The sequence below is a fragment of the Bradyrhizobium sp. HKCCYLS3077 genome, from assembly GCF_051167555.1.
GTDB lineage: Bacteria > Pseudomonadota > Alphaproteobacteria > Rhizobiales > Xanthobacteraceae > Bradyrhizobium.
In genome coordinates, this window is the sequence record NZ_JBNPTH010000003.1 from 715,106 (window position 1) to 737,393 (window position 22,288).

Annotated in this window: 19 protein-coding genes; 7 read left to right on the forward strand and 12 right to left on the reverse strand. The window is 64.2% G+C overall.

Annotation, left to right across the window (positions count from 1 at the left end; genetic code table 11):
• Positions 1-76: 76 nt before the first annotated feature.
• The 7 genes from ACQR0Z_RS15245 (at position 77) to ACQR0Z_RS15275 (ending at position 9,390) form a co-directional block, all read left to right on the forward strand.
• Positions 77-2,152: a hydantoinase/oxoprolinase family protein gene (locus ACQR0Z_RS15245; protein ID WP_434919145.1), complete on the forward strand. Its 2,076-nt coding sequence runs from the start codon at positions 77-79 to the stop codon at positions 2,150-2,152.
• A gap of 3 nt (positions 2,153-2,155) precedes the next feature.
• Positions 2,156-3,790 carry a hydantoinase B/oxoprolinase family protein gene (locus tag ACQR0Z_RS15250; RefSeq protein WP_434919146.1) on the forward strand — a complete coding sequence of 545 codons (1,635 nt, stop codon included), beginning with the start codon at positions 2,156-2,158 and terminating at the stop codon, positions 3,788-3,790.
• 113 nt (positions 3,791-3,903) lie between these two features.
• On the forward strand, positions 3,904-4,860 hold the full coding sequence (locus ACQR0Z_RS15255; RefSeq protein WP_434856862.1) for an ABC transporter substrate-binding protein: 957 nt from the start codon (positions 3,904-3,906) through the stop codon (positions 4,858-4,860).
• Positions 4,850-6,592 (forward strand): ABC transporter permease, encoded by a 1,743-nt coding sequence (locus tag ACQR0Z_RS15260; protein ID WP_434919147.1) that lies wholly within the window; start codon positions 4,850-4,852, stop codon positions 6,590-6,592. The genes ACQR0Z_RS15255 and ACQR0Z_RS15260 overlap by 11 nt, the downstream gene beginning before the upstream one ends.
• 16 nt (positions 6,593-6,608) lie before the next feature.
• Positions 6,609-7,700: an ABC transporter ATP-binding protein gene (locus ACQR0Z_RS15265; protein ID WP_434919148.1), complete on the forward strand. Its 1,092-nt coding sequence runs from the start codon at positions 6,609-6,611 to the stop codon at positions 7,698-7,700.
• A gap of 48 nt (positions 7,701-7,748) precedes the next feature.
• Positions 7,749-8,639 carry a LysR family transcriptional regulator gene (locus ACQR0Z_RS15270; RefSeq protein WP_434856859.1) on the forward strand — a complete coding sequence of 297 codons (891 nt, stop codon included), beginning with the start codon at positions 7,749-7,751 and terminating at the stop codon, positions 8,637-8,639.
• A gap of 583 nt (positions 8,640-9,222) precedes the next feature.
• Positions 9,223-9,390 (forward strand): hypothetical protein, encoded by a 168-nt coding sequence (locus tag ACQR0Z_RS15275; RefSeq protein WP_434919149.1) that lies wholly within the window; start codon positions 9,223-9,225, stop codon positions 9,388-9,390.
• 76 nt (positions 9,391-9,466) lie between these two features.
• Here the strand turns inward: ACQR0Z_RS15275 and ACQR0Z_RS15280 are convergent, their stop codons facing one another.
• The 12 genes from ACQR0Z_RS15280 to ACQR0Z_RS15335 form a co-directional block, all read right to left on the reverse strand.
• On the reverse strand, positions 9,467-10,525 hold the full coding sequence (locus ACQR0Z_RS15280; RefSeq protein WP_434919150.1) for a UDP-glucuronic acid decarboxylase family protein: 1,059 nt from the start codon (positions 10,523-10,525) through the stop codon (positions 9,467-9,469).
• A complete protein-coding gene (locus ACQR0Z_RS15285) occupies positions 10,522-11,667 on the reverse strand; it encodes a CgeB family protein (RefSeq protein WP_434919151.1) in 1,146 nt (381 codons plus the stop codon). The genes ACQR0Z_RS15280 and ACQR0Z_RS15285 overlap by 4 nt, the downstream gene beginning before the upstream one ends.
• The gene (locus ACQR0Z_RS15290) at positions 11,664-12,752 is read right to left on the reverse strand and encodes a CgeB family protein (RefSeq protein ID WP_434919152.1); all 1,089 of its coding nucleotides are present in this window, start codon (positions 12,750-12,752) and stop codon (positions 11,664-11,666) included. The genes ACQR0Z_RS15285 and ACQR0Z_RS15290 overlap by 4 nt, the downstream gene beginning before the upstream one ends.
• Positions 12,749-13,876, reverse strand: a complete 1,128-nt coding sequence (locus ACQR0Z_RS15295; protein WP_434919153.1) for a CgeB family protein — start codon at positions 13,874-13,876, stop codon at positions 12,749-12,751. The genes ACQR0Z_RS15290 and ACQR0Z_RS15295 overlap by 4 nt, the downstream gene beginning before the upstream one ends.
• The gene (locus ACQR0Z_RS15300; protein ID WP_434919154.1) at positions 13,873-14,997 is read right to left on the reverse strand and encodes a glycosyltransferase family 4 protein; all 1,125 of its coding nucleotides are present in this window, start codon (positions 14,995-14,997) and stop codon (positions 13,873-13,875) included. The genes ACQR0Z_RS15295 and ACQR0Z_RS15300 overlap by 4 nt, the downstream gene beginning before the upstream one ends.
• Entirely contained in the window at positions 14,994-16,283 is a 1,290-nt protein-coding gene (locus ACQR0Z_RS15305; RefSeq protein WP_434856766.1) for a TIGR04295 family B12-binding domain-containing radical SAM protein, read from the reverse strand. Before ACQR0Z_RS15305 ends, ACQR0Z_RS15300 begins: the two co-directional genes overlap by 4 nt.
• Positions 16,280-17,344, reverse strand: a complete 1,065-nt coding sequence (locus ACQR0Z_RS15310) for an NAD-dependent epimerase/dehydratase family protein (RefSeq protein ID WP_434919155.1) — start codon at positions 17,342-17,344, stop codon at positions 16,280-16,282. Before ACQR0Z_RS15310 ends, ACQR0Z_RS15305 begins: the two co-directional genes overlap by 4 nt.
• Positions 17,341-18,453: an NAD-dependent epimerase/dehydratase family protein gene (locus ACQR0Z_RS15315; protein ID WP_434919156.1), complete on the reverse strand. Its 1,113-nt coding sequence runs from the start codon at positions 18,451-18,453 to the stop codon at positions 17,341-17,343. The genes ACQR0Z_RS15310 and ACQR0Z_RS15315 overlap by 4 nt, the downstream gene beginning before the upstream one ends.
• A 133-nt stretch (positions 18,454-18,586) precedes the next feature.
• Positions 18,587-19,798 (reverse strand): phosphopentomutase, encoded by a 1,212-nt coding sequence (locus ACQR0Z_RS15320; protein ID WP_434919157.1) that lies wholly within the window; start codon positions 19,796-19,798, stop codon positions 18,587-18,589.
• Positions 19,786-20,730 (reverse strand): beta-xylosidase, encoded by a 945-nt coding sequence (locus tag ACQR0Z_RS15325; protein WP_434919158.1) that lies wholly within the window; start codon positions 20,728-20,730, stop codon positions 19,786-19,788. Before ACQR0Z_RS15325 ends, ACQR0Z_RS15320 begins: the two co-directional genes overlap by 13 nt.
• Positions 20,727-21,491: a TIGR04290 family methyltransferase gene (locus ACQR0Z_RS15330; protein ID WP_434919159.1), complete on the reverse strand. Its 765-nt coding sequence runs from the start codon at positions 21,489-21,491 to the stop codon at positions 20,727-20,729. Before ACQR0Z_RS15330 ends, ACQR0Z_RS15325 begins: the two co-directional genes overlap by 4 nt.
• Positions 21,488-22,288 carry a nucleotidyltransferase family protein gene (locus ACQR0Z_RS15335; RefSeq protein WP_434856760.1) on the reverse strand — a complete coding sequence of 267 codons (801 nt, stop codon included), beginning with the start codon at positions 22,286-22,288 and terminating at the stop codon, positions 21,488-21,490. Before ACQR0Z_RS15335 ends, ACQR0Z_RS15330 begins: the two co-directional genes overlap by 4 nt.

Consider the following 22,288-nt stretch of genomic DNA (forward strand, 5'->3'; position numbering starts at 1 on the left):
GATTTTATGAGTGAAATCTATCACTTTATTGACCTTCTGCCCGTTCCACCCCCACAGTTGCGCCGAGGAGAAAGCCATGGCGTTTCGAATTGGCGTGGATATCGGCGGTACCTTTACGGATTTTGTGCTCGTCAACGACGGCTCCGGGGTTGCCAGCACCTATAAGCAACTCACCACGCCCCACGACCCATCCGAAGCGGTCATCGCGGGCGTTCTCCAGATCACGGCAGCGGCCGGTATCAATCTGTCCGACGTGACGGCCATCGTGCACGGCACCACGCTGGTGACCAACGCCATCATCGAGCGGCGTGGTTGCCGTACGGGTATGCTGGTCACCAAGGGCTTCAAGGACTCGCTCGATATCGGGCGCGAAAGCCGCTACGACCTTTACGATCTTCGTTTGGAATATCCCGAGCCGCTGGTCACGCGACAACGCCGCATCGAAGTCGACGAGCGGATGCTGCACGATGGCACGATTCTATCGGCGATCGACGTCGCGGCGGTCATGCAGGACCTGGCGGCTTTGGTCGAAGCCGAAGCGGTTGAGGCAATCGCTGTCTGCCTGCTGCATTCCTACGTCAACCCGGCGCATGAAATCGCCCTCCGTGACGCAATCCAGTCGCGCTTTCCCAATCTGTATGTGTCTCTTTCTTCCGAAGGCTATCCGGTGATCCGCGAATATGAGCGCTGGACCACCACGACGTTGAACGCCTATGTGCAGCCGCTGGTCGATCGCTATCTGAACCGGCTCGAGCTCGCGCTGAGCAGCGCCGGATTCGCCGGTGGACTGTTCATCATGAGCTCCAGCGGTGGGACACTGGTGCCGGCCACTGCGCGCCAGTTTCCGTCGCGACTGCTCGAGTCCGGTCCCGCGGCCGGCATTCTGATGTCGGCCTATCACGGCGGCGTGCTCGGGATCGACCATCTGCTGGCGTTCGACATGGGCGGCACGACGGCAAAGGGGGCATTCGTCGTCGGCACGCGTCCGCTGAAAAAGTACGAACTGGAAGCTGCGCGCGTTCACGAATTCAAGCGGGGCAGCGGTCTGGTCATCAATCTTCCGGTGATCGACATGATCGAGATCGGGGCGGGCGGCGGCAGCATCTCGCGCGTCGATGAGCGCGGCCTGATCCGCGTTGGCCCGCGCAGCGCGGGCGCAAAGCCCGGGCCCGTTGCGTATGGTCGCGGCGGTGAGGAGCCGACGCTGACCGACGCCAATTTCACGCTGGGCTATCTCAATCCGGAGTTCTTCCTCGGCGGACGCATGCGGATCGACAGGGAAGCTGCTGCGGCTGCGATCAGCAAGACCGTCGGCGAGCCGCTCGACCTGGACACGGCGCGCGCCGCATGGGGCATCCATGAGATCATCAACGAGGACGTGGCCGGGGCGTTTCGCACCCACGCCTCCGAACGCGGAATCGACAGCCGAAGTTGCGCCATGATCGCATTCGGCGGCTCCGGACCGCTGCATGCCGTGCGTGTCGCCAGGAAGCTGCGCATCAAGCGAGTCGTCCTGCCGCCAGCGGCGGGCGTGATGTCGGCATTCGGGATGCTTGTCAGCCCATTGTCGTTCGAGGCCGTGCGGTCGCACCTTCTCGAACTCGATGCCCTGACACGAGAGATCTGGGACACACAGATTCAGATCTTGCGAACGGAGGTGTCGGAGGTGCTGCTGACCGCGGGTGTCGCGGAGACGGACATCACCTTCAGCTGCGTGCTCGACATGCGCTATCAGGGGCAGGGCTACGAGATCAAGGTCAGCCTCGATCTGCCTGCCAGCGACGCGCTTCTCGATCAGCTGCAAGCCGGATTCGAGAAACAATATACACGGCAATTCGGTCTTGTCCTGAAAGATCGGCCGATAGAGATCGCCAGCTGGCGGCTTGAGGCATCCGCGCCATCCCCGGCGCAAGGCTTCTTCCGCGTCAACTCCTACGTCCCCGGGGAGGCGAAGCCAAAGGCTCATCGGATGGCGTATGAGCCGGATGTCGGCGACTTTGTTCCGCACGCGGTATACGACCGCTATTCGCTGCCGCCCGGCGTTCGCATCAGCGGCCCAGCCCTGGTGGAAGAACTCGAGTCGACGACGGTGATCGGCTCTGCGGCCAGCGCCAGCGTCGATGACCATTTCAATCTAGTCGTAGAGATCTGACCCATGCAGGAGTTCGACGCGGTAACGCTGGGAATCGTCTGGGATCGCCTGGTTTCGATCGCAGACGAAGTCATGGAAGCCCTGATACGTGCATCGTTCTCGACGACGGTGCGTGAAAGTCACGACTGCTCTTGCGTCATTTTTGATGCGCAAGGCAGGCTGGTCGCCCAGGCACAGTCGAGCATTCCGTCGTTTACCGGAACGTCGCCGATTACGTTGGACCACATGCTGCGCAAACATCCGGCGGCCACCCTGCAGCCAGGCGACGTCATGATCACCAATGATCCCTGGCTCGGGACCGGCCATACCTTCGACATCAGCGTCATCCGTCCGGTCTTCATGGAGACGCGACTCGTGGGGTTCGTCGGGAGCATCAGTCATTTACCTGACATCGGCGGCATAGGCTGGTCGACTGCAGCGACGGAGATCTATCAGGAAGGTCTACGGATTCCGATTCGTAAGCTGTTGCAATCGGGCCGGCTCGATCAGGATATGATCGACCTGATTGCGGACAATGTCCGCGTCAGCGACCAGGTGATCGGCGATCTGATGGCCAACGTGGCCTGTACCGATGTCGGCGCGCGCTTGTTGCTCGAGCTGATGAGCGAACAGGGCATGACGGATCTCGATGCGATCGCTGATGCCATCATCGACAAGACCGACGCTGCCATGCGGGCTGCGATCCGCGCGATGCCGGATGGTGAATGGAGCTATGAGACGCGGATTGAAGGCGTCGACGGCATTCTCCGCATGGCTTGCACGGTGACGATCAGCGGCGATACCATACATGTGGACTACACCGGCACCGATCCTGCCGTTCACCGCGGCATCAACGTGCCGATGTGCTATACGCGCGCGCAGACCCTCTACACGATCAAATGCCTGACGATTCCGGGCATTCCCAACAATGATGGTGCGGCCCGCGCGATCACCGCGAGCGCGCCAGAGGGATGCATCCTCAACGCATTGCCGCCGTTTCCGACGGCTGGCCGCCATGTTCCCGGGCATTCGATCTTCCCGCTGATCATGGGCGCGCTGGCGGCGGTTGTGCCCGATCGCGTACAGGCCGAATCCGGCGGTGGTACCGTTCTGAACATCCAGGGCATCCGCAATGGACGCCCGATGGGACAGACCTTCTTCTGCGCGGGCGGCTACGGTGCCCTTGAACGGTTCGACGGCCATGGCGCGACGCCGTCACCGTCCAACCTGCATAGTATGCCGGTTGAGGTCTGGGAGAACATGACTGGCCTTCTCGTGGAATACAAGGAACTGCTGATCGACTCCGGCGGCGCGGGTCAGGCACGCGGCGGGCTGGGCCAACGCATGGCGATGCGCAACATGACCGGCCATAAGCTGTTTGTGTCGAGCTTTTCCGGCCGCATGAAGATCGGTGCCCAGGGGCTATTCGGCGGAAGGGCCGGCGCCTTGCGGAAGTACTGGCTCAACGACGAGGCCGTGGCGTCGAAGACGCGCTACGAATTGCAGCCCAATGATCGTCTGATTACTGCCGACGCCGGCGGCGGCGGATTTGGCGACCCCGCGCTACGGCCCCGCGAGAAGATCGAATACGATCTGCGACAAGGCTTCGTGTCACCGGAAGCCGCCGCCCGCGACTACGGTTACAAATTGTCGAATTGACGTCGGATAAAGCCCCAGCAGGAGCATCACTCATGAGACGGTACGTACGCGGAAATGTCACCCGGCGCAGTTTTCTGGGAGTGACCGCAGGAGCGCTCGCGGCTGGGACCCGTATGGCGTACGCCGAGACCGAGTGGGACGCGGTCATCGTCGCCGCCAAGAAGGAAGGCAGGGTTGTCCTGTACCACTCCAATGTGGGCCAGCCCTACTACCGCACATTCTCCACCGAGTTTCAGAAGCGCTACGGCATTCGCGTGGAGATCCTCGAAGCCCGTCCGGCGGAACTACGCGAACGCATCCGAAGCGAACAAGCAGCCGGTCGCTTTGCCGCAGACGTGTCTCTCAACGGCTCGTCGACGGTGGCTGGACAGGCGCGCGACGGCATCTTTCAGCCGCTGGGAGCCTTGTCCAATCTGACCCATCTGCGGGACGGCTTTGTCGCCGATGAGTTTACCGTGCCGATCTTCACCACGAATTTCGGCTTACTGGTGAACACCGACATCGTGAAGCCAGCGGAAGAGCCGAAAAATTGGAGCGATCTGCTGGACCCAAAGTGGCGCGGTAAAATTCTGGCGGACGATTTCCGCTTCCCCGGCACAGGTCATGTGTTCTTTGCAATGACCTATCAGAAGATCGGGAGAGAGTTCCAGGAAAAGCTCGCGCGCCAGGATTTGCGTTTCAGCCGCGAACCGCGCGAAGACGAGCGACGCTGCGCCCGCGGCGAGTTTCCCCTCTATCTGCCCGTACAGACGTCGAGCATCCTGCAGCTCGATGGCCTGCCGATCAAGCTGATCGTGCCCGGTGAGGGGGTGCCATATGGAATGTTTCTCGGCTCTGTGTTGAAGAACGCCCCAAATCCAAATGCGGCGCGGCTTTTCATCAACTTTCTCCTCTCTCCGGAAGCGCAGTTCGCCTACGGCGCCGGCGGACTCAACCCCGTCATCAAGGGAGTGGTCGAAAGGCTGCCCGAGAAACTGCGGCCGGCGCTCGAGACCAAGCTGATGGGCACGGTTACGCCCGACATATCCGCGCCCATGATCGCCGCTGCAAAAGACATTTATGGCTCGTGACGTCGCCATGACGGAGCGACGAACGCTTGTCTCAAAGCCCCGGTTCATCAGCGCCGCCGCGGTTCGCCCGATGGCGACTGTCGCGCTGATCGCATTGCTGTGCTTTCTGACCGTCTACCCGATGCTGATGCTGCTGTACGGGGCGTTCGCCAGCGAACCGCCGGGAGTTGCCGGCAGCTTCAACCTCGCCGGATTTCGTCACCTTCTTGAAGCGCGAACCTGGTCGATTCTATGGACTACAGTAGCGTTGTCGCTGGTGAAAACGGTGCTTTCGCTGGTGGTCGCGATCGGTCTGGCCTGGATCATTGCCCGGACCGACACGCCATTCCGGCGTACGCTCGAAGTCCTCATCACACTGCCGTTCTTCATCCCACAAATCCTGACCGCCATGGCCTGGGGCCTGCTGGGCAATCCTAAGGCTGGATCGCTGAACCAACTTTGGCGCTGGCTCACTGGGAGTCCGGATGCGCTGATCAACGTCTATTCCTACGGCGGCGTGGTCTGGCATCTCATGCAATATACCGTGCCGTTCCTGTTCTTGCTGATCGTCGAGAGTTTTCGGTCGATGGACCCCTCGCTGGAGGAGGCGAGCCGGATCAGTGGCGCGTCGCGCCTGCGGACCTTTTTCGGGGTCACGCTGATGCTGTCATTGCCGGTGCTGAGCAGTGCGTTCCTGCTGTCCTTCATCAAAGGCATGGAAGCGTTCGAGTCCCCGATGATCTTCGGCGTTCCTGCCGGCATCCAGGTGGTGACGACGGAGATCTATCAGTCGATCAACCAAGTCGCGCGTGCCGATTATCAATACGCCTCCGCATTGTCGTTCAGCGTGCTGGCGATGTTGTGCATTCTGATCGTTCTGCAGTGGAAACTGCTGGGCAATCGATCGTTTCAGACCGTGAGCGGCAAGGCCTATCGGCCGGCCCTCGTTCAGCTCGGCCATTGGAAATGGGCGACTTTCGCCATTTGTCTCTTGTTCTTCGTCGCGACTGTGTTGCTGCCGGTTGGACAACTCGCGCTCGGCTCGGTGTTTCGCTTCGCGGGCTTCTATCAATTGAAGATGCTGACGCTCGATCACTGGACGGCCGTGCTCGGTGACGACGCGATCTGGCAATCATTCGCCAACACCATGCTGCTCGCGGTGGGTGGCGCGACGGCGACGGCTGCCCTCGGCAGTGTCATCGCCTATATCAGTATCCGTACCAGATGGCCGGGCCGCAGGATCATCGAACTGCTGGCCTGGATCCCCTGGTTGTTTCCGGGCATTGTCCTGGGCGTCGGTTTTCTCTGGGCCTACGCGTTCCTGCCGTGGCCGTTCGACATCTACGGCACCTTGTGGGCGCTGTTCTTCGCCTACATTGCGCTCGCAACGCCGCTCTCGGTGCGGATCATGTCGGCGGCGTTCCAGCAACTGTCATACGATCTCGAAGAGGCGTCGCGGACGTCGGGAGCCAGCTGGTGGACCACGTTCCGCCAGATCCTGCTGGCACTGGTGTGGCCATCATTCAGTGTCGGGTGGGTCCTGACATTCTTCATGGTGCTGCGCGAACTGAGCGCTTCTGTCATGCTGTATTCGGCCAATAGCGAAGTTCTGTCGGTGACGATGCTGAAACTATGGAGCAACGGGAAGTCCGAGGAGGTCAGCGCAATTGCGCTCCTGATGCTGGGCCTGGTGGTCGTGTTCCGACTGCTTCAACTATGGCTCGGCAATCGCGAACTGACCGGTCGCAGATGAAAAAGGTAGAAACTTCATGTCCAGCCTGAAACTGAGGGAGCTGGCCTGCAGCTTCAACGGCGTAACGGCGGTCGAGACCGTCACCCTGGATATCGCTCAGGGTGAATTCGTCACCTTGCTGGGACCGTCAGGTTGCGGAAAGACGACAACGTTGCGCATGGTAGCCGGGCTCGAGCAGAACTCCGGCGGTTCAATAGCGATCGGCGAAACTGTCGTATCGGACCCTGTGAACGGCGTCTTCGTACAGCCCGACCGGCGCAACATTGGCATGGTTTTCCAGTCCTATGCGATCTGGCCGCACATGTCTGTCTTCGATAACGTTGCGTATCCCGCAAGGGTGGCAGGACAAAGCCGAGACGAAATCGTCCGGCGCGTCGATCATGCGCTCGGACTGGTGTCCATGCAGCGCTACGCCAGCCGACCTGCCACGGCCTTGAGCGGCGGCCAGCAGCAACGCGTCGCAATCGCCCGTGCCATCGCGACCAAACCCAGCATTCTGCTGATGGATGAGCCGTTGTCGAACCTGGACGCCAAGCTGCGCGAGCAGATGCGGATCGAGTTGCGACAATTGCAGAAGACCTTGGGAATCACGACGCTCTATGTGACCCATGATCAAGAGGAGGCCATGGCGCTGTCGGACCGCGTCGTGGTGATGTCGAGCGGAAGAATCCTGCAGGTCGGTAAACCTACCGACGTCTACCGCCGGCCGGACAACCGTGAGGTGGCCGAGTTCTTCGGATCACCGAGCTTTTTGCGAGGCATGGTGCGGGAGGCGCGGGACGGGGCTGCCGGACAGCGTTGGGTCGTCGGGAATGGTTGGAGCTGTCAGACGCAGTCGAATGGAATGCCGCAAGTGGGCGACGAGGTCGATGTCTTGATGAGGCCGGAGAACTTCGCAGTGGGCCCGACGGACGATGAAGCGGCGCTCCAGTTGCGGGGCGTCGTCCGCCAATCGGTTTACAAGGGCGCGCGCTATCAGGTCGGCGTTGCGTTCGGTGGAGCAAGCGTCATCGCCGAGCTGCCGCAGGATCATGCGTGGACAATAGGCGATGAAATCCAACTGCACGTGCCGGGTTCGCGGTTGTGGTGTATGAATGTAAAGGAGTGACCGCGATCACGCGTCGTCGACGGTCTCGACCGCCGCGGAGGACCCCTGTTGAACATCAAGCAGCTGGAGACGTTCGTCTGGGTGAGCCGGCTCGGTAGTTTCCGGCGCGCCGCCGATCAGCTCGGCTCGTCCCAGCCGGCCATCTCCGCACGAATTCGCGAGCTCGAGGAGGAACTCGGCGTCAGTCTGCTGGTTCGCGGTTCGAGGCCTGTCCAGCTTTCCTCTCATGGACGCGATCTGCTGCGTTACGCGGAAGAGATCACTGAGCTCGCGGAGCAGCTGCAAGAGCGGGCCGGGCGAATGCATGCGATCTTCGGCATGGTCCGCATCGGCGCAACTCACGCGGTGGCGAACTGGATGCCGCAGTTTATAGCTGAAATGCGCGCCCGCTTCACCGGAATCGAGATCAGGCTTAATGTCGACTACAACGACATCCTGCTCGATCTGCTTTCAAAGGGGCGGGTCGATATCGCGATCATCGTTGGTCCGCTGGATGATCCCGGCATCGGCTACAGCCCGCTCTATGCCAATGAGCTCTCCTGGGTGGCGAGCCGGTCAGCCAAGATCATCCCGTCGGTGCTCACACCTGCGGCGCTGAAGCGGACTCCGATTTTGACGGATTCGCAAAAGTCAGTCATTCACCGAGTCACATTCAACTGGTTCAGGGCGTCGGGAACCGAGCCACTTCGACTCGATACCTGCAGCGGGCCGATTTATCGCATGCGTCTTGTGGAGACCGGCGAATGGATCGGAGTGTTTCCGGAATCTGCGATCGCCGCGCTTGCGGACCTCGAGAAAGTGGTCGTACTTGCCGGAAATCCGCCATTTCCGGCGATCGAGTTCGGCATTGCATACCGGTTGACGGCGGATTTCCTTCCGACCGTCAAGCTCGTCGTCGAGGCGGCGCGAAAATCCTATTCAGGTTTGGAAACGCCTTAGCGATCATTGTCTCGCAAGCTGCCACGCGTGCCACCCGGAGAGAAAGACGCACCCGGATCCGCACCCTTCGGCGTCGATCTAAGTCGATGGCCTTGGTGGAAGCATTTGGAAACGCTCGCTAGTCTAAGCAATTGATGTTTCTGGTAGGCAATTCAGTGATCCTCTCCAAATGCACGCTGAGATTGTTGATTATTGGGACGGATTTTGATTCCGCCATTCGGAGGTTCGATCCCTCCCGCCCCAGCCAGAGGCTCCGCTCTCCCTGAAACTGCTGATGAATTCGGCCTGGCTGGAGCTCTGCTGCACGGCTCTGCGAAATGTTGCTATTGCACCTTGTATTGCATCGCGCGTCGCTGGCGCGAGCATTGGTGCGCGAGCCGGTCTCTTGCTGCTCGAATGGCGCGAGGCGGCTGCAACGGCGGAGGGCTTCGCGGTGCCCATTCTCCAACCGACAAACAAGTCGCCACGATCATTCCGCGTCCCCGGCCTTCATCAGAAGATATTCGATGGGGCTTCTGTTGTGGATCCGGCAGATCAGCCGGGGACGTCTCGCGTCTCGGTGTTCGTTAGGAGGGAGCAGTCCATGAGCTTTCGTACGTTCGGTCGACATGCGCGCGGTCTTGCGATGGCACTCCTGCTCACGCTGCCGGTTGCGGCCCAGGCGGAGGTGTCGCGCGGCGGGACCTTGCGCTTCCTGGTCGAGCAGGAGCCGACCACACTGGTGACGATCGCCCACACCGCCGGGCTCTGAAACTTGGTTGCGCCAGATTGTTATCGGTAAGAGCACGCCTGCGTTACCCGACATGAGTGCGCGGAAGAAAGGCAGTTCATTTAGATCGCGCGAGTGTGAGCCTTACGGAGCGTTCTCGTCGTACCGCTCCGGCGGTGTGGCTGTCCGCGGACGGCTCACGGCCGGCAACCTCGAGTGCGAAATAGGCGATGGTGGATTCCAGCCCTTCTCGCAGGGCAACCCGCGGGCGCCAATCAAGGAGTTGTTCCGCCGTTGAAATGACCGGCTTGCGCCGCTTGGGATCGTCGACTGGAAGAGGCTTGAACTCCAAGGTGGAGGCCGAGCGTGTGCAGGTCAGAACCTCCCGGGCGATCGCCTCGATGGTCATCTCATGCGGATTGCCGAGATTCACCGGACCCGTCACCTCCGCCGGACTTTCCATCAGTTTTTCCAGTCCGCGGACGAGATCGTCGACGAAGCAGAAGCTGCGCGTCTGGCTGCCGGACCCGTAGATCGTGATCGGCGCGCCGCGCAGCGCCTGAACGATGAAGTTCGAGACCACCCGGCCATCATTCTCGTGCATGCGCGGGCCATAGGTGTTGAAGATGCGGGCAACCTTGATCTCCAGCCCGTGCATGCGCTGCGCGTCGAACATCAAGGTTTCCGCGGCACGCTTGCCTTCATCATAACAGGCGCGCGGTCCGATGGTGTTGACGTGGCCGACATAGTTCTCCGGCTGGGGATGCATCTCGGGGTCGCCATAGACTTCGCTGGTCGAGGCCTGCAGGATGCGCGCGGACTTTGCCCGTGCGAGCTCCAGCAGATGGAGCATCCCGAGCACGCAGGTCTTCATCGTGCCGATCGGATCCTGCTGATAGTGCGGCGGCGACGCCGGGCAGGCCAGATTGTAGATCCGGTCGAGCCGACCCTCGATCTCCAGCGGCTCGCGCACATCATGGGCAAGGAAGCTGAAATTGGGATGATTGAGCAGGGGACGGATGTTGCGTTGCGATCCGGTGTGCAGATTGTCGACACAGATCACGGTATCGCCACGTCGCAACAGCGTGTCGCAAACGTGCGAGCCGATGAAGCCAGCGCCGCCCGCGACGAGCGTTCGGTGCGACGGACGCGATGAAATCGAGGAGCGAATGGTCATGACAGTCCCAGCTTGAGTTCGACGGCGTCAGAGGTCGCAGAGACGGCGGAGCGCCGCGCGATCCGCGCGCGCCGGGCGAGTGCCTCGCGGTGATAGTCTTCGAGCTGCCGCGCCCGGTGATCGGGCGTGTGATCACGCAGCACGCGGCGGCGGGCGCGGTCGCCGATCGCCCGGCGGGTGTCCTCCGGCATGTCGCGCAGGATCGTGGTCACGTCCCGCGGCGAGGACACCACGAGAATTTCGCTGTTCGGCGTGAAGATCGTCTCCAGCCCAGGCCAGCCATCGGACAGCACCGGCGCGGCGCAGGCGGCGGCTTCGAACAGCCGGACGCTCGGCGAATAGCCGAGATTGCGCATGTCGGCGCGGGTGACGTTCAGGGTGAAGCGCTGGGCGGCAAAAAAATCGGCATGCTGGTGCGGTGGGAGATGCGTCATCCGGTCGACATTGGCGGGCCAGACGATGTCGTCCGGATATTGCGCGCCGACAATCGCAAAGCGCGCATCGGGCATGGCGCGCGCCGGCGCGAGCAGCAGGTTCGCGAGCTGAGTCTGACGGTCGACGCTGTAGGTGCCGAGATAACCGAGCGACCAGCGATCCGGAACGTCGCGCGGCCGATACAGCTCCATGTCGGCGCTGCAGTAGAGCACGCGCGCCATCGGGCTGCCGTAGAGATCCTGGACCATGGCCAATGCAGGCCCGCCGGAGAACGACAGATAGAGATCGAAGCGCGGAATCATCGACGCCGACAGATACGCCAGTCCATGCCCTTGCTCGAGTCCGGCGAGCGTCACCGGCGTGTCGATGTCGTAGAATGCCGTGACGCCCTGGGCCTGCGAGGTGACCCAGTCGGCGATGGCGATGCCGTCCGGCACGTAGGACCCGATGATGACCAGGTCGGCATCGCGGATCAGCGCGCCGAATCGGCGCGGCAGCTCCGGAAGCTCCTTGTAGAGATGGATGCGCCAGTCGCGGGGATCGGTCAGATCGCGATGATCGCGGTACCACGGCACGTCACGCTCCAGGAATGTCACGGTATGGCCGCGACGCGCCAGCGCCGCGAGCAGGGCGCGGTAGGTGGTGGCGTGACCGTTGCCCCAGGACGAAGTGACCGATAATCCGATGACGACGATATTCAGGTTCATTCTGCAGCCTCGATACGGGGGCTTCTGCCTTGAAGCAGGGCGTGGAATTGCCGCGCGCGGTGACGATAGGTGTGATGCGCCATGACGCGCGCGCGGCCGCGTTCACCGATGGCGCGTGCGCGCGCGGGTGAGAGCGTGTCGAGATGCGCTGCGACGCCGGCGCCATCGGCGGCCACCAGGATCTCGCGGTCGGGTTCGAGGAAGAGTCCGATGCCGTCCCATTGGTCCGTGATGAGGCAGGCGCCCGCGCCTGCCGCCTCGAACACCCGGGTCGGCGGCGAGAAGCCGTAAGCCGCCATGCTGTCGCGGTTGACGTTCAACGTCGCGCGCGCCGAGCCGAAGAAGGCGTTGTGGTCGGCCGTGCCGACATGGCCGACGGCGCGAATATTCGCTGGCATCGGCTTGTCATGCCAGCCGGAGCCGCCGAGCACGAAGCGCTTGCCCGGCAGCCGGCTGGCAGCGTCGATGAAAAAACGCTCGATGCGGGCCTCGCGGTCCGGCAGGCGGTTGGCGAGCAGATTGAGGTCGGAGTCGAAGTCCGCGCGGGACGCTGCCGGATGATGGGTGTCGGGATCGAGCGCATTGTAGATCGGCACGCAATCGCGCGCGCCGACGTCGCGATAGGCTGTCACGACCGGATCGCCGCCGCCATAGGTCAGGACCGCATCGTAGCGCGGGATGGCACGGCGCAGATGATGCTGGGGATCGGCCGCGATCGCATCCAGGGTGGCTGGCGCGTCGACGTCCCAGTAGAACCGCAGCGCGCGGCCTTCGATGGCTGATATGGCGTCCTCGAGCTCGGCATCGAACACGCCGACGCCACTGGCCTTGATCAGAAGATCCGCCGATCCGACCGCGGCATCGAGCGAGCGTTGCCAACCATCCGGCGTTGCCGGATAGACCACGACGCGAGCCCAGGGCGGATCCGCGATATCGCGATGGGCCTGCCGCTCGAACGCGTCCGGCTCGTAGAAGGTGACGTCGTGACCGAGCCTGGCGATCTCCTTGAGCATGCCGCGGTAGTAGGTCGCTGCACCGTTCCAGTAGGAGGAGACGAGGCTGGAGCCGAAAAAGCAGATGTTCATGAGGCGGCTCCTGCGAATGCGGTCGACATCCGAGTCTCGCCGCGGCTCAACGTCCCGGCGATGTCGAGCAGTTGCTGCGCGCGATGGCGGCAGGTGTGACGAGCCAGCACCGTGCGGCGCGCCTTGTCGGCGACGGCTCCGGCCAACTCCGGATCACTCAACAGGCTCCTGAACGCCCGACGCATGTCGTCGCCATTGGCCGCGCGCAGATAGGTGCCGTCCGGGAACAGGCTCTCGACATCGCTCCAAGGCGCCGAGACAACCGGGATGCCGCAGGCCATGGCCTCGAACATGCGAATGGTGGGAATGCCCGGCAGCGATTGCGCATAGGGCGCACGAGGGACATGAACCGTGGCGCGGGCCGCAGCAAACGCTTCTGGAACACGGTGTGCCGGTAGCCAGCCTCCGTAGCGGATGCCCGCCCGCTGCATCGCCGACAGCGCGTCGTCCGGATAACGCACGCCGTAGATCGTTGCGTCGAGCCGGAGAGCGGTGATGGGCTCGATGAGATATTCGCGCAGCTCGGCGCTGCGCTCGTTGTCGCCCCAATTGCCGACCCACACGAGGTCGTGTCGCGGAGCGGCGTCAGGCAATGGACGGTACAGGGCGGTGTCCGCAGCCTCGTGCCACGTGAACGCGTGTCGGGTCCAGCCGAGCTTCAGATAGATCTGGCGCAGCACCTCGCCAAAGGCGAGCACGCCGTCATAACCGGCGAGATCGAAGCGCGCGAGCTCCCGCGGCGCCGTGACGGCGCGATGATGCGTATCGTGGAACAACAGGGCGTAGCGGCCGCCGGCGATGCGGTGACGGCCGATCGCCTTGACCAGATCGGGCGTGTTCCACTCGTGCACGACGACCAGATCGGCGCCGTCGAGCGCACGGGACAGGTCGAGCGTACCGTCGTAAGGCCTGACATCGACGCCACGAAACAGCTCGGGCACCTCGCGCAGGCTTGCCTCGCCACCGTCCTTGATCGCGTTGAGACGGCTCCAGCCATCGGCGGGCTCATGGACGATGACCTCATGTCCGAGGGCATGAAGCTCGCGCGCGACACCGCGCAGGAAATGCGCATTGCCATTGTTCCAGCACGACGAGAACGCATGGTAGAAGAGCACGCACTTCATGCAAACGCCTCGGCGGGGATGTTGGAGTGGTGAGGCGGCGACGCCGGGGCCAGCAGCTCGCCGTAGAAATCGGCATAGGCTTTCGCCGTCCGGCAGAGCGTATAGCGGCGAGCCCTTTGGCGTGCGGCGTCCTGCAGCACGATCCGCGCGGCCTGATCGGCGACAAGCCAGTTCAGGGTGCTCCGCAGCGCGCTGATGTCGCCGGGGGGCACGAAGACGGCGGCATCCTGCCAGAGCTCTCGAAACGTCGGAATGTCCGAGAGCACCAGCGCGCAGCCGGCGGTGGCGGCCTCCAGCACCGACAAGCCGAACGGCTCGTACAGCGCCGGGCTCACGAAGATCGCGGCGCGGCTCATCCACTGCTGCAGCTCGGCATGGGCGAGCTCGCCCAGCGGATGCAGATCTCGCGGCAGGCCGTCCTGGTCGGCGCCGGATCCCGCAACATGGATCGGGCAGGGACATCCGGCCGCGATCTCGGCGAGCGCGCGCATGTTCTTGGCCCTGTCCCACATGCGTCCGGCCGCGAGCACGACCATCTGTTTGTTCGCTGGGATGTCGAAGCGTGAGGCGATGCCGTTCCAGATCGGCCGTCCGGGGCGTGGCGGATCATAGAGCCGGCCCACAGTCTCGCCGAAGGAACGGCTTGGCGCGACCCATGCGGCGGCGCTGCGCAATCCCTCGGCCACACGCGCGCTGTAGCACTGCCACCGCGGTTCCTGCAGGAAGCGCGTCTCGTCGCAGGCCAGTCCCCACGATCGAACGCAGGAGTGGGCGACGACGAGAACCGGCGCTTGCCAGGCGAACGTCGCCTCGCGGAAGCTGTTGAGATGGACGAGATCGGGCTGAACGTCGCACGCGATGGCATGCAGCACGCGCCTCGCGTGATCGATGTCGCGCCCTTCCGGATCCTGCCACTCCAGGGCCAGATCAGTTTCGAACAGTCGAATTCCGGCGCCCGCGATGTCGGCGCGCTGATCGGAGTTCATCCGGCGCCCCAGCGTGACGAGGTGAACCTCCACGCCAAGGTCGCCCAGCGCGATCGCAAGAGTGGTCGCGTATCTCCACACGCCGCCCACGGTGTCGGTGGTCATCATGACGCGCTGGCGGCGGACCGTGCTCATCGCGCGACCTGCATCTCGAGCGCCGCCAGCGGCACAGGCCGCGCGTTCTGAACGTCGCTGAACTGGTTGAAGAGCGTCAGGTAGTGCGCATGAGCCCGCTCCCACGCCTGGTCGTCGGGCGTGCCCCACAGCTTCTGATAGTCCGGCGAGCCCGGGTACGGGTACAGCGGCACGGGATCGTTGGCCCAGACGCCGGCATCCTGCATGCGCTGGCGCCAGCGCTGCACGACGGGGTCGTCGTCCTGCGGCATTTCGATCAGATTGGCCTGTACGAACGGAACGTGCCGCCGCGCCTCGACCAGGCGCTCAGCGAGCTGCTCGGTGGTCATGCGGCAGTTCTTGGCCAGCGCGGCGCGGCCTTCAGGCGACAGGCTCTCGATGCCAGCCTCGATCGACACGCAGCCGGCACGCCCGAGCAGAGCCAGCATCTCGGGCTTCCACAGGTCGATCCGGGTCTGCACACCGAATTTGAGCCCCCGGCCCACGAGACCCTGCAGCAGCTCGGGATTGGGCAGGAAGATCTCGTCGACGAAATAGACATACTCGACCCCCTGCGTCAGCAGGTCATCGATCTCGTGGAGGATCACGGCAGCGGGGCGCTTGCGGTAGGCGTTGCGGAAATTGTCCTTTGCGCAGAACGTGCAGTGATACGGACAGCCGCGCGATGCCTCGACCTCCGCACCGGGCCCTGCGGGGCTGGCCTCGAAGCGATGATGGTGGTGCTCATGCCGGCGGATCATCTCGGCCGGCCATTGCAGCGCCGGCTGGTCGATGAAGCTGGCGGCCAGCGGTCCGCCATGGATGCGGATCGCGCCGTCGGCATCCGCAAAGCAGAGACCGCTGAAGCCGCGCTCGCCAGCGGCCAGCCGTCTCACGGCCTGTTCGCATTCGCCCATGACGACGATGTCGACCCCGAGCTTTCGCAAGGTGGCCCGCGGCGTGGTCGAGCCGTGCGGGCCGACCGCGATGAGGGTCGCTCCGCTCTCGCGCAAGGTCGACACCAGCTCCTGCGGCACCCGCAACTCGGGCGGCGCACAGCGCCAGAACAGATAGGTTGGAGCCGTCGTCAGCACGATCATGTCAGGGCGGAACGTCACGAGCTCGGCCAGGATGTCGGACGGCGTCAGGTCGAACATGTGGGCGTCGAGCAGCAGCGTCGCGTGGCCGGCCTCGCGCAGCAGGTGTTCGGAAATGCCGAGCTCGAGCGGCAGATGCGGGCTGCGGCAGCCGAAATAGATGCTGCCGTCGAACGTCCAGTTCGGATTGATCAGGGCGACTCGGGTCATGCCAGCGCCTCCCGGCCGGAGGCTTGCGCAAACCGCTCTGCGAGCCAGCCGTGCAGGCTGCGCAGGCCGTCCGCAAATGTCGTTCTTGGCTGCCAGCCGGTGGCGCGGTTCAGCGCCGTGATGTCCGAGACGTACCAAGGCTGATCGCCCGGACGCCAATCCGCGAAGCCGAAGGAGACAGGGCCGGCCAGCGGCGTGATCAGATCGATCAGCTCCAGCAGGCTGACCGCATTCGACGGGCCGCCGCCGAGGTTGAAGACGCGGCCTCGCGCCGCGTCGATCCCGTCGAGCACTGCGAGCCACGCATCGACCGCATCGGCCACGTAGAGCGCGTCGCGGACCTGGCAGCCGTCGCCATAGATCGTCAACGGCGTGCCGCGCAAGGCCGAGAGCACGAAATGCGCGATCCAGCCCTGATCCTCGGTGCCGAACTGGCGCGGGCCGTAGATGCAGCTCATCCGCAGCACGGCGGTCTTCAGCCCATAAACCCGCGCGTAGTCGTGGACATATTGATCGGCGGCGCCCTTCGAGCAGCCATACGGACTATAGAGATCGAGCGGCGCGGCCTCGGAGACGCCCGGCCTCATGGCAGGATCGATCGGCTGATAGCGCTGGCCGTTGCGCGCGATCTGGTCATTGCCGATCAGGCGGCCGTACACCTTGTTCGTCGACGCGAACAGCATGGCCGCAGAGGGGTTGTGCAGCCGGACGGCCTCGAGCACGTTCAGCGTGCCGCGGGCGTTGATCTCGAAATCGTCCATCGGGCTGTCGATGCTCGACGTCACCGCGACCTGCGCGGCGAGGTGCAGCACGGCCTTTGCCGGCTTGATGCTGTCGATGACGGTGATGGGATCCCTGATGTCGCCGACCGCGATCGTGATCCGGTCGCCGTGCCTGGACTTCAGCCATTGCGCATTTTCGCGCACGCCGGCGCGGATCAGGCTGTCCAGGATCAGAACGTTGTCGCCGCGTGTCGCGAGCCGATCGGCGAGATTGCAGCCGATGAAGCCGCAGCCGCCGGTGATCACGATCGGGGCGGAGGAGGAGGCCAGATCAGTCATGCCACAAGCCCACGCCGCAACAACTCATCGTTGGCCTTCTCAGCCCGGTCCTCGGCGATCTGGCCGGCGAGATAGCCCGCCAGATTGGCAAGCCCATCCTCGAAGCGGACCTCCGGTCTGAAGCCGAGCAGGCGCTCGCTCTTGGTGATGTCGGCGAAGCAGTGCCGGATGTCTCCGGCGCGGTACTTGCCGGTGACCGACGGCGTCATCTGCGACCGGCCCATGACGCGGGCGAGATCTTCCGCGACAGAGACGATCGTGCGGCTCTGGCCGGAGCCGACGTTGAGGACGTCATCGGCCTGATCGCCGTCGAGCGCGAGCACGCAGGCGCGTGCGACGTCATGAACGTGGACGAAGTCGCGGCGCTGCAGGCCGTCCTCGAAGACGAGCGGCGGACGCTCGTTCAGGAGGCGGGCTGCGAAGATCGCGAGCACGCCGGTGTACGGATTGGACAGCGCCTGGCGCGGCCCGAACACGTTGAAGAATCGCAGCGCCAGGGTCGGGATGCCATACGCCTTGCCGGTGATCAGGCACATCCGCTCCTGGGCATATTTGTTCAGCGCGTAGATCGAGCTCAGCGTGGGCTGCTTGGTTTCCGGCGTTGGGATGGGCTCAAGCGGGCGATCCTCCGAATCCGCAAGCTCCCAGTCGCCGCGCCGGAGCTGCGCGAGCGAACGCTCCTCCGGTGCGACGGTTGCGCCGTCCGCGGTCCGGCAGGCGCCCTCGCCATAGACGCTCATCGACGACGCGACCACCAGCCGCGTCACCGGGCGATTGGCCAAAGCCTGCAGCAGCACAGCGGTCCCGAGCTCATTGGTGCGGACATAGGGCTCGATGTCGTACATGCTCTGGCCGACGCCGACGCTGGAGGCCAGATGCAGCACCTTGTCGACGCCGCGCAGCGCGCGTTCGACAACGACGGCGTCAGTGATGTCGCCGACCATCAGTTCGGCATCCGCGTTCAAGTAGGAAGGGCGTTGACGATGCGGGCCGTGCACCTGGGGAGAGAGAGAATCGAGCAGCCGGACCTCGTGGCCTGCGGAGATCAGTGCGTCGGCCGTGTGCGAGCCGATGAAGCCTGCGCCTCCAGTGATAAGGACACGTGTCATGCCAGGCTACTCCGTCGCGGCGTCGTGAATGAACTTCTGGAGGTGAGAAGCAGCGCAACGAATGTTCGTTCCTCCGCTACGTACAAACAATAATTTCCCTAATTTGGATCAATAACCCACATCTAGCTGCGGCTTACCAGAAGGGCGCACCATTGGGCCCTGGAGCAAGCTGAAGATGTCGTGCGACGGTGGCGCCCACATCAGCGAAGCTCGCGCGCCGACCGATGGGGCCGGCGCTGGCGCCGTTGGCGACCAGAATCGGCACGCGCTCGCGCGTATGGTCGCTTCCCTTCCAGGTCGGATCGCAGCCGTGATCGGCGGTCAGCACCAGGAGGTCGTCATTGCGGAGCCGGCCCAACAGCTCGGGCAGGCGCGCGTCAAGGGCTTCGAGCGCGCGCGCATAGCCGGCGACATCGCGACGATGACCGTAGAGCGTATCGAAGTCCACGAAGTTGGCGAACAGCAGGCCGCCGTCGCCGAGGACGTCGAGAGCATCGAGCGTTCGGGTGAACAGCGCATCGTTGTCGTCGCCCTTCAGATTCCGGCCCGTGCCGCGGTGCGCGAAGATATCGTCGATCTTGCCGATCGACAGAACCGGCCGCCCGTCCGCGGTCGCGACATCGAGGATGGTCGCCTCCGGCGGTGGGACGGCGTAGTCGCGGCGATGGGCGGTACGGCGGAATGTGGTGGCGGTGTCGCCGACGAAGGGACGTGCGATCACACGTCCGATGTTGAAGGGATCCGTCAGGAGCCGCGCTGCTTCGCACAGGCGATAGAGCCGGTCGAGGCCGAAGGTCCCTTCGTGGGCCGCGATCTGGAACACCGAGTCCGCGGACGTGTAGCAGATCGGCTGTCCGGTCCGCATATGGGTCTCGCCCAGCTCGGCGATGATCTCGGTGCCAGAGGCGTGACGATCGCCAAGAATGCCGGACAGGTCCGCCGTCGCGCAGAGCTGCCGAATGAGGTCCGGCGGAAAGGCGGGACTGCTCCTTGGAAAGTAGCCCCAGTCGAACAACACGGGCACGCCGGCGATCTCCCAATGTCCCGACGGTGTGTCCTTGCCGCGCGATCGCTCGCTGGCACAGCCGAACGCCGCGCCCGCGCTCGCCGGGCCATCCAGGCCGGGCGGCCGCCGGCCAGTCGCGAGCTCGCACGCCTCGCCGAGGCCGAGCGCCACCAGATAGGGGAGACGCAGCGGTCCCTCGCGCCGGTCGGTATCGGCGCGGCCGGCTGCACACGCCTCGGCGATATGGCCGACCGTGTCGGCGCCGGCATCGCCGTAATCGGCGGCATCGGGGGCGCCGCCGACGCCGACGGAATCCAACACCAGGATCAGGGCACGCATGGCAACGGCTCCGGCAGGTCGGACCGAGCGGCCGCAGACCCTGTCCGTGCGCAATAGCGCATGATCATGCTGGCGCAGAAGTCGGCGAACTCGTTGGCGTCGAGCGGCGGGCTGGTGTGGTGCGCGGCAAGGCCGCGATGCTCCGGCGTAAAGCAGAATGTGACGGTGACGTCGAACTCGGCCAGCGCCTCCATCTGGCGATCGAACCAGTCGAGCGCGCCGGGACGGAAGCTGTCGGCCCAGGACAGCCCGGTGCGGACGTGGCGGACGCCGAGCCGGCGCAACCACAGCACCGCATCATTCAGGCGATGGTCCTCGAAATGAAACCATTGGCACAGGCCCATGCCGTGGGCATGCTCCGGAAACAGCTCCGCCGCCAGCTTCGGCGCGCCATCCTCGCGCAGCAGACCCATGTGGAAGTGTCGATAGTAGGACGAGCCTTCGGCCTCCTTGTGCCGGGTCGTCGCCTCCCATGCCATCGGCAGATCGTACAGACTGTACCAGTGGATGCGCGGCGCGCGCCCGTTGAGCAGCTCGGCGGTGCGCTGCAAGCCCCAGGCCTGCACCTCGTCGGCGCCGAACGAGGACACCCCGACCTCGGTGACCCAGACCGGCACGGAGACGAGCGCCTGGATCTCGGCAAGCCTGGCCGGCCATTCGTCGATCTTCCAGAGATTCCAATCCAGCGGAAAGCCGTGCACTGCGACGGCGTCGACGTGATCCAGCACGCCGCGCGCCTTCATGTTGTTGATGAAGGCGGGATCGATCGGCGAGATGCCGCCGAGCACCCGCGGCAACGTCGTGTGCACCGAGCGAATTGCCTTGCCGGCCGCGATCGCGGTGTCCGCGAAGCGCGCCCAGTCGGGATCGAGCTGAAGGTCCCAATGCGACTTGTTGTTCGGCTCGTTCCAGATCTTGGCAGCCTCGATCATCGCACACCTCGCGCCGGATACACCGGGCCGTCCGGTTGGGGGCGCTGCGCCTTGCGGCACAGATAGACCTCGGCTTCGGGATGCGCGACGATCACGAAGCCGGCGCTGCGCAGCATGGCCTCGACGCAGGCACGGTTCGGCGCCCACCAGTTCGTGGGATCATCGGCGTAGCTGTGCTCGATGAAATGCATCCTGGGATAGCCCGGGCTGTCGAACGGACTGGTGGTCCAGAAATCATAGTTGCGGGCGATCTCGTCGACTTCCGGGGAGCCACGCTGCATCGACTGGAACAACAGTTGATCGCCGACGACATGATCGCGAATGAGGTCGAGCGCCAGAAGCGGATGGCGCAGGTGATAGAGCACGCCCATGAAGATCACGAGATCGAACGTCTCACCGAGCTGTCCGACATCGTAGGTCGAGAGCTTTCGAAACTCGATGTCGAGCCCGTTGACGTCGGCAGCAAAGCGCGCCTGTGCCAGATAGTCGTCATCCGTATCCAGGCCGAGCACGCGATCGGCGCCGCGCCGCTTCATCTCCATGGCGTAGAAGCCGGCGTTGCAGCCGATGTCGAGCACGGACTTTCCGGTGAGATCATCCGGGACGATGTCGGCGAAGCCTCGCCACTTCACGGCGGGATAATCGCCGAGGAAATGCGTCGGCGCAGTCGCGACGCCCTTGAGGTCGAGGTTGTGAAACCACGGGCCGAGTGCATCGACGCGGCGGCGGATCTCGTCCCGGGACAACAGGGCGCCGGTCATGCGCGTCCTCCCGGGAAAGGCGCGGCGACGCCGGCGCCGGCGGCCGCGCGCAACATGGGACGCGGCTCGTGGCCGTCCTGCGAGGCCGCGAGCAGCGCGATCGCCGTGCGGTAGCCGTTGATGGTGCCGACATCGACATAGGCCTCGCCGGCCTTGACGCCGACACAAGCGCCTCCGGCGGCGAGATAGCCGTTCACCAGCGTGCCGAAGTATTCATCGCTGCGGCCACGGGCCTCCCACAGGATGTTGAGGTCATGGAAGCCTCGCGCCGACATGCGAAATGCGCCCCAGATCCAGTTCGAGGTTGCGTCGCGCTGCTTGACCTGGATTTCTTTGACGGCGTCGCCGTCCAGCACGACCGCGTCGAAGAATTCGGGATGTTCGACGGGAAACAGCAGAAACGACAGATCGGCAGCGGGCAGTCGGGCGAGCCCCGCCTTCGGAAACCACACGGTATCCGGCAGCCCGACCAGCACGTCCTGGTGGTCGCCGATCACGGTCGAGGCGCGGAAGACGGCGTCGCACAGGCCTGCGGCCTCGGGCTGGACGACATAAGCAAGGCGAGCGCCGCCGTAGCGATCGCCGAAATATTCGAGGATGTCGGATTTTCCCGGCGAGATGACGAAGCAGATCCTGTCGGCGCCGCCGAGGATCAGCCGCTCGACGAGATATTCCGACACGGCGCATGGCCGCTCGACGCCACCGTCGCTGCGGCTGCCGACCGGGAGCAGCTCCTTGGAGAACGCCAGCGGTTGAATGCGGCTCCCGCGGCCGGCGGCTGGCACGATGCCCCACAT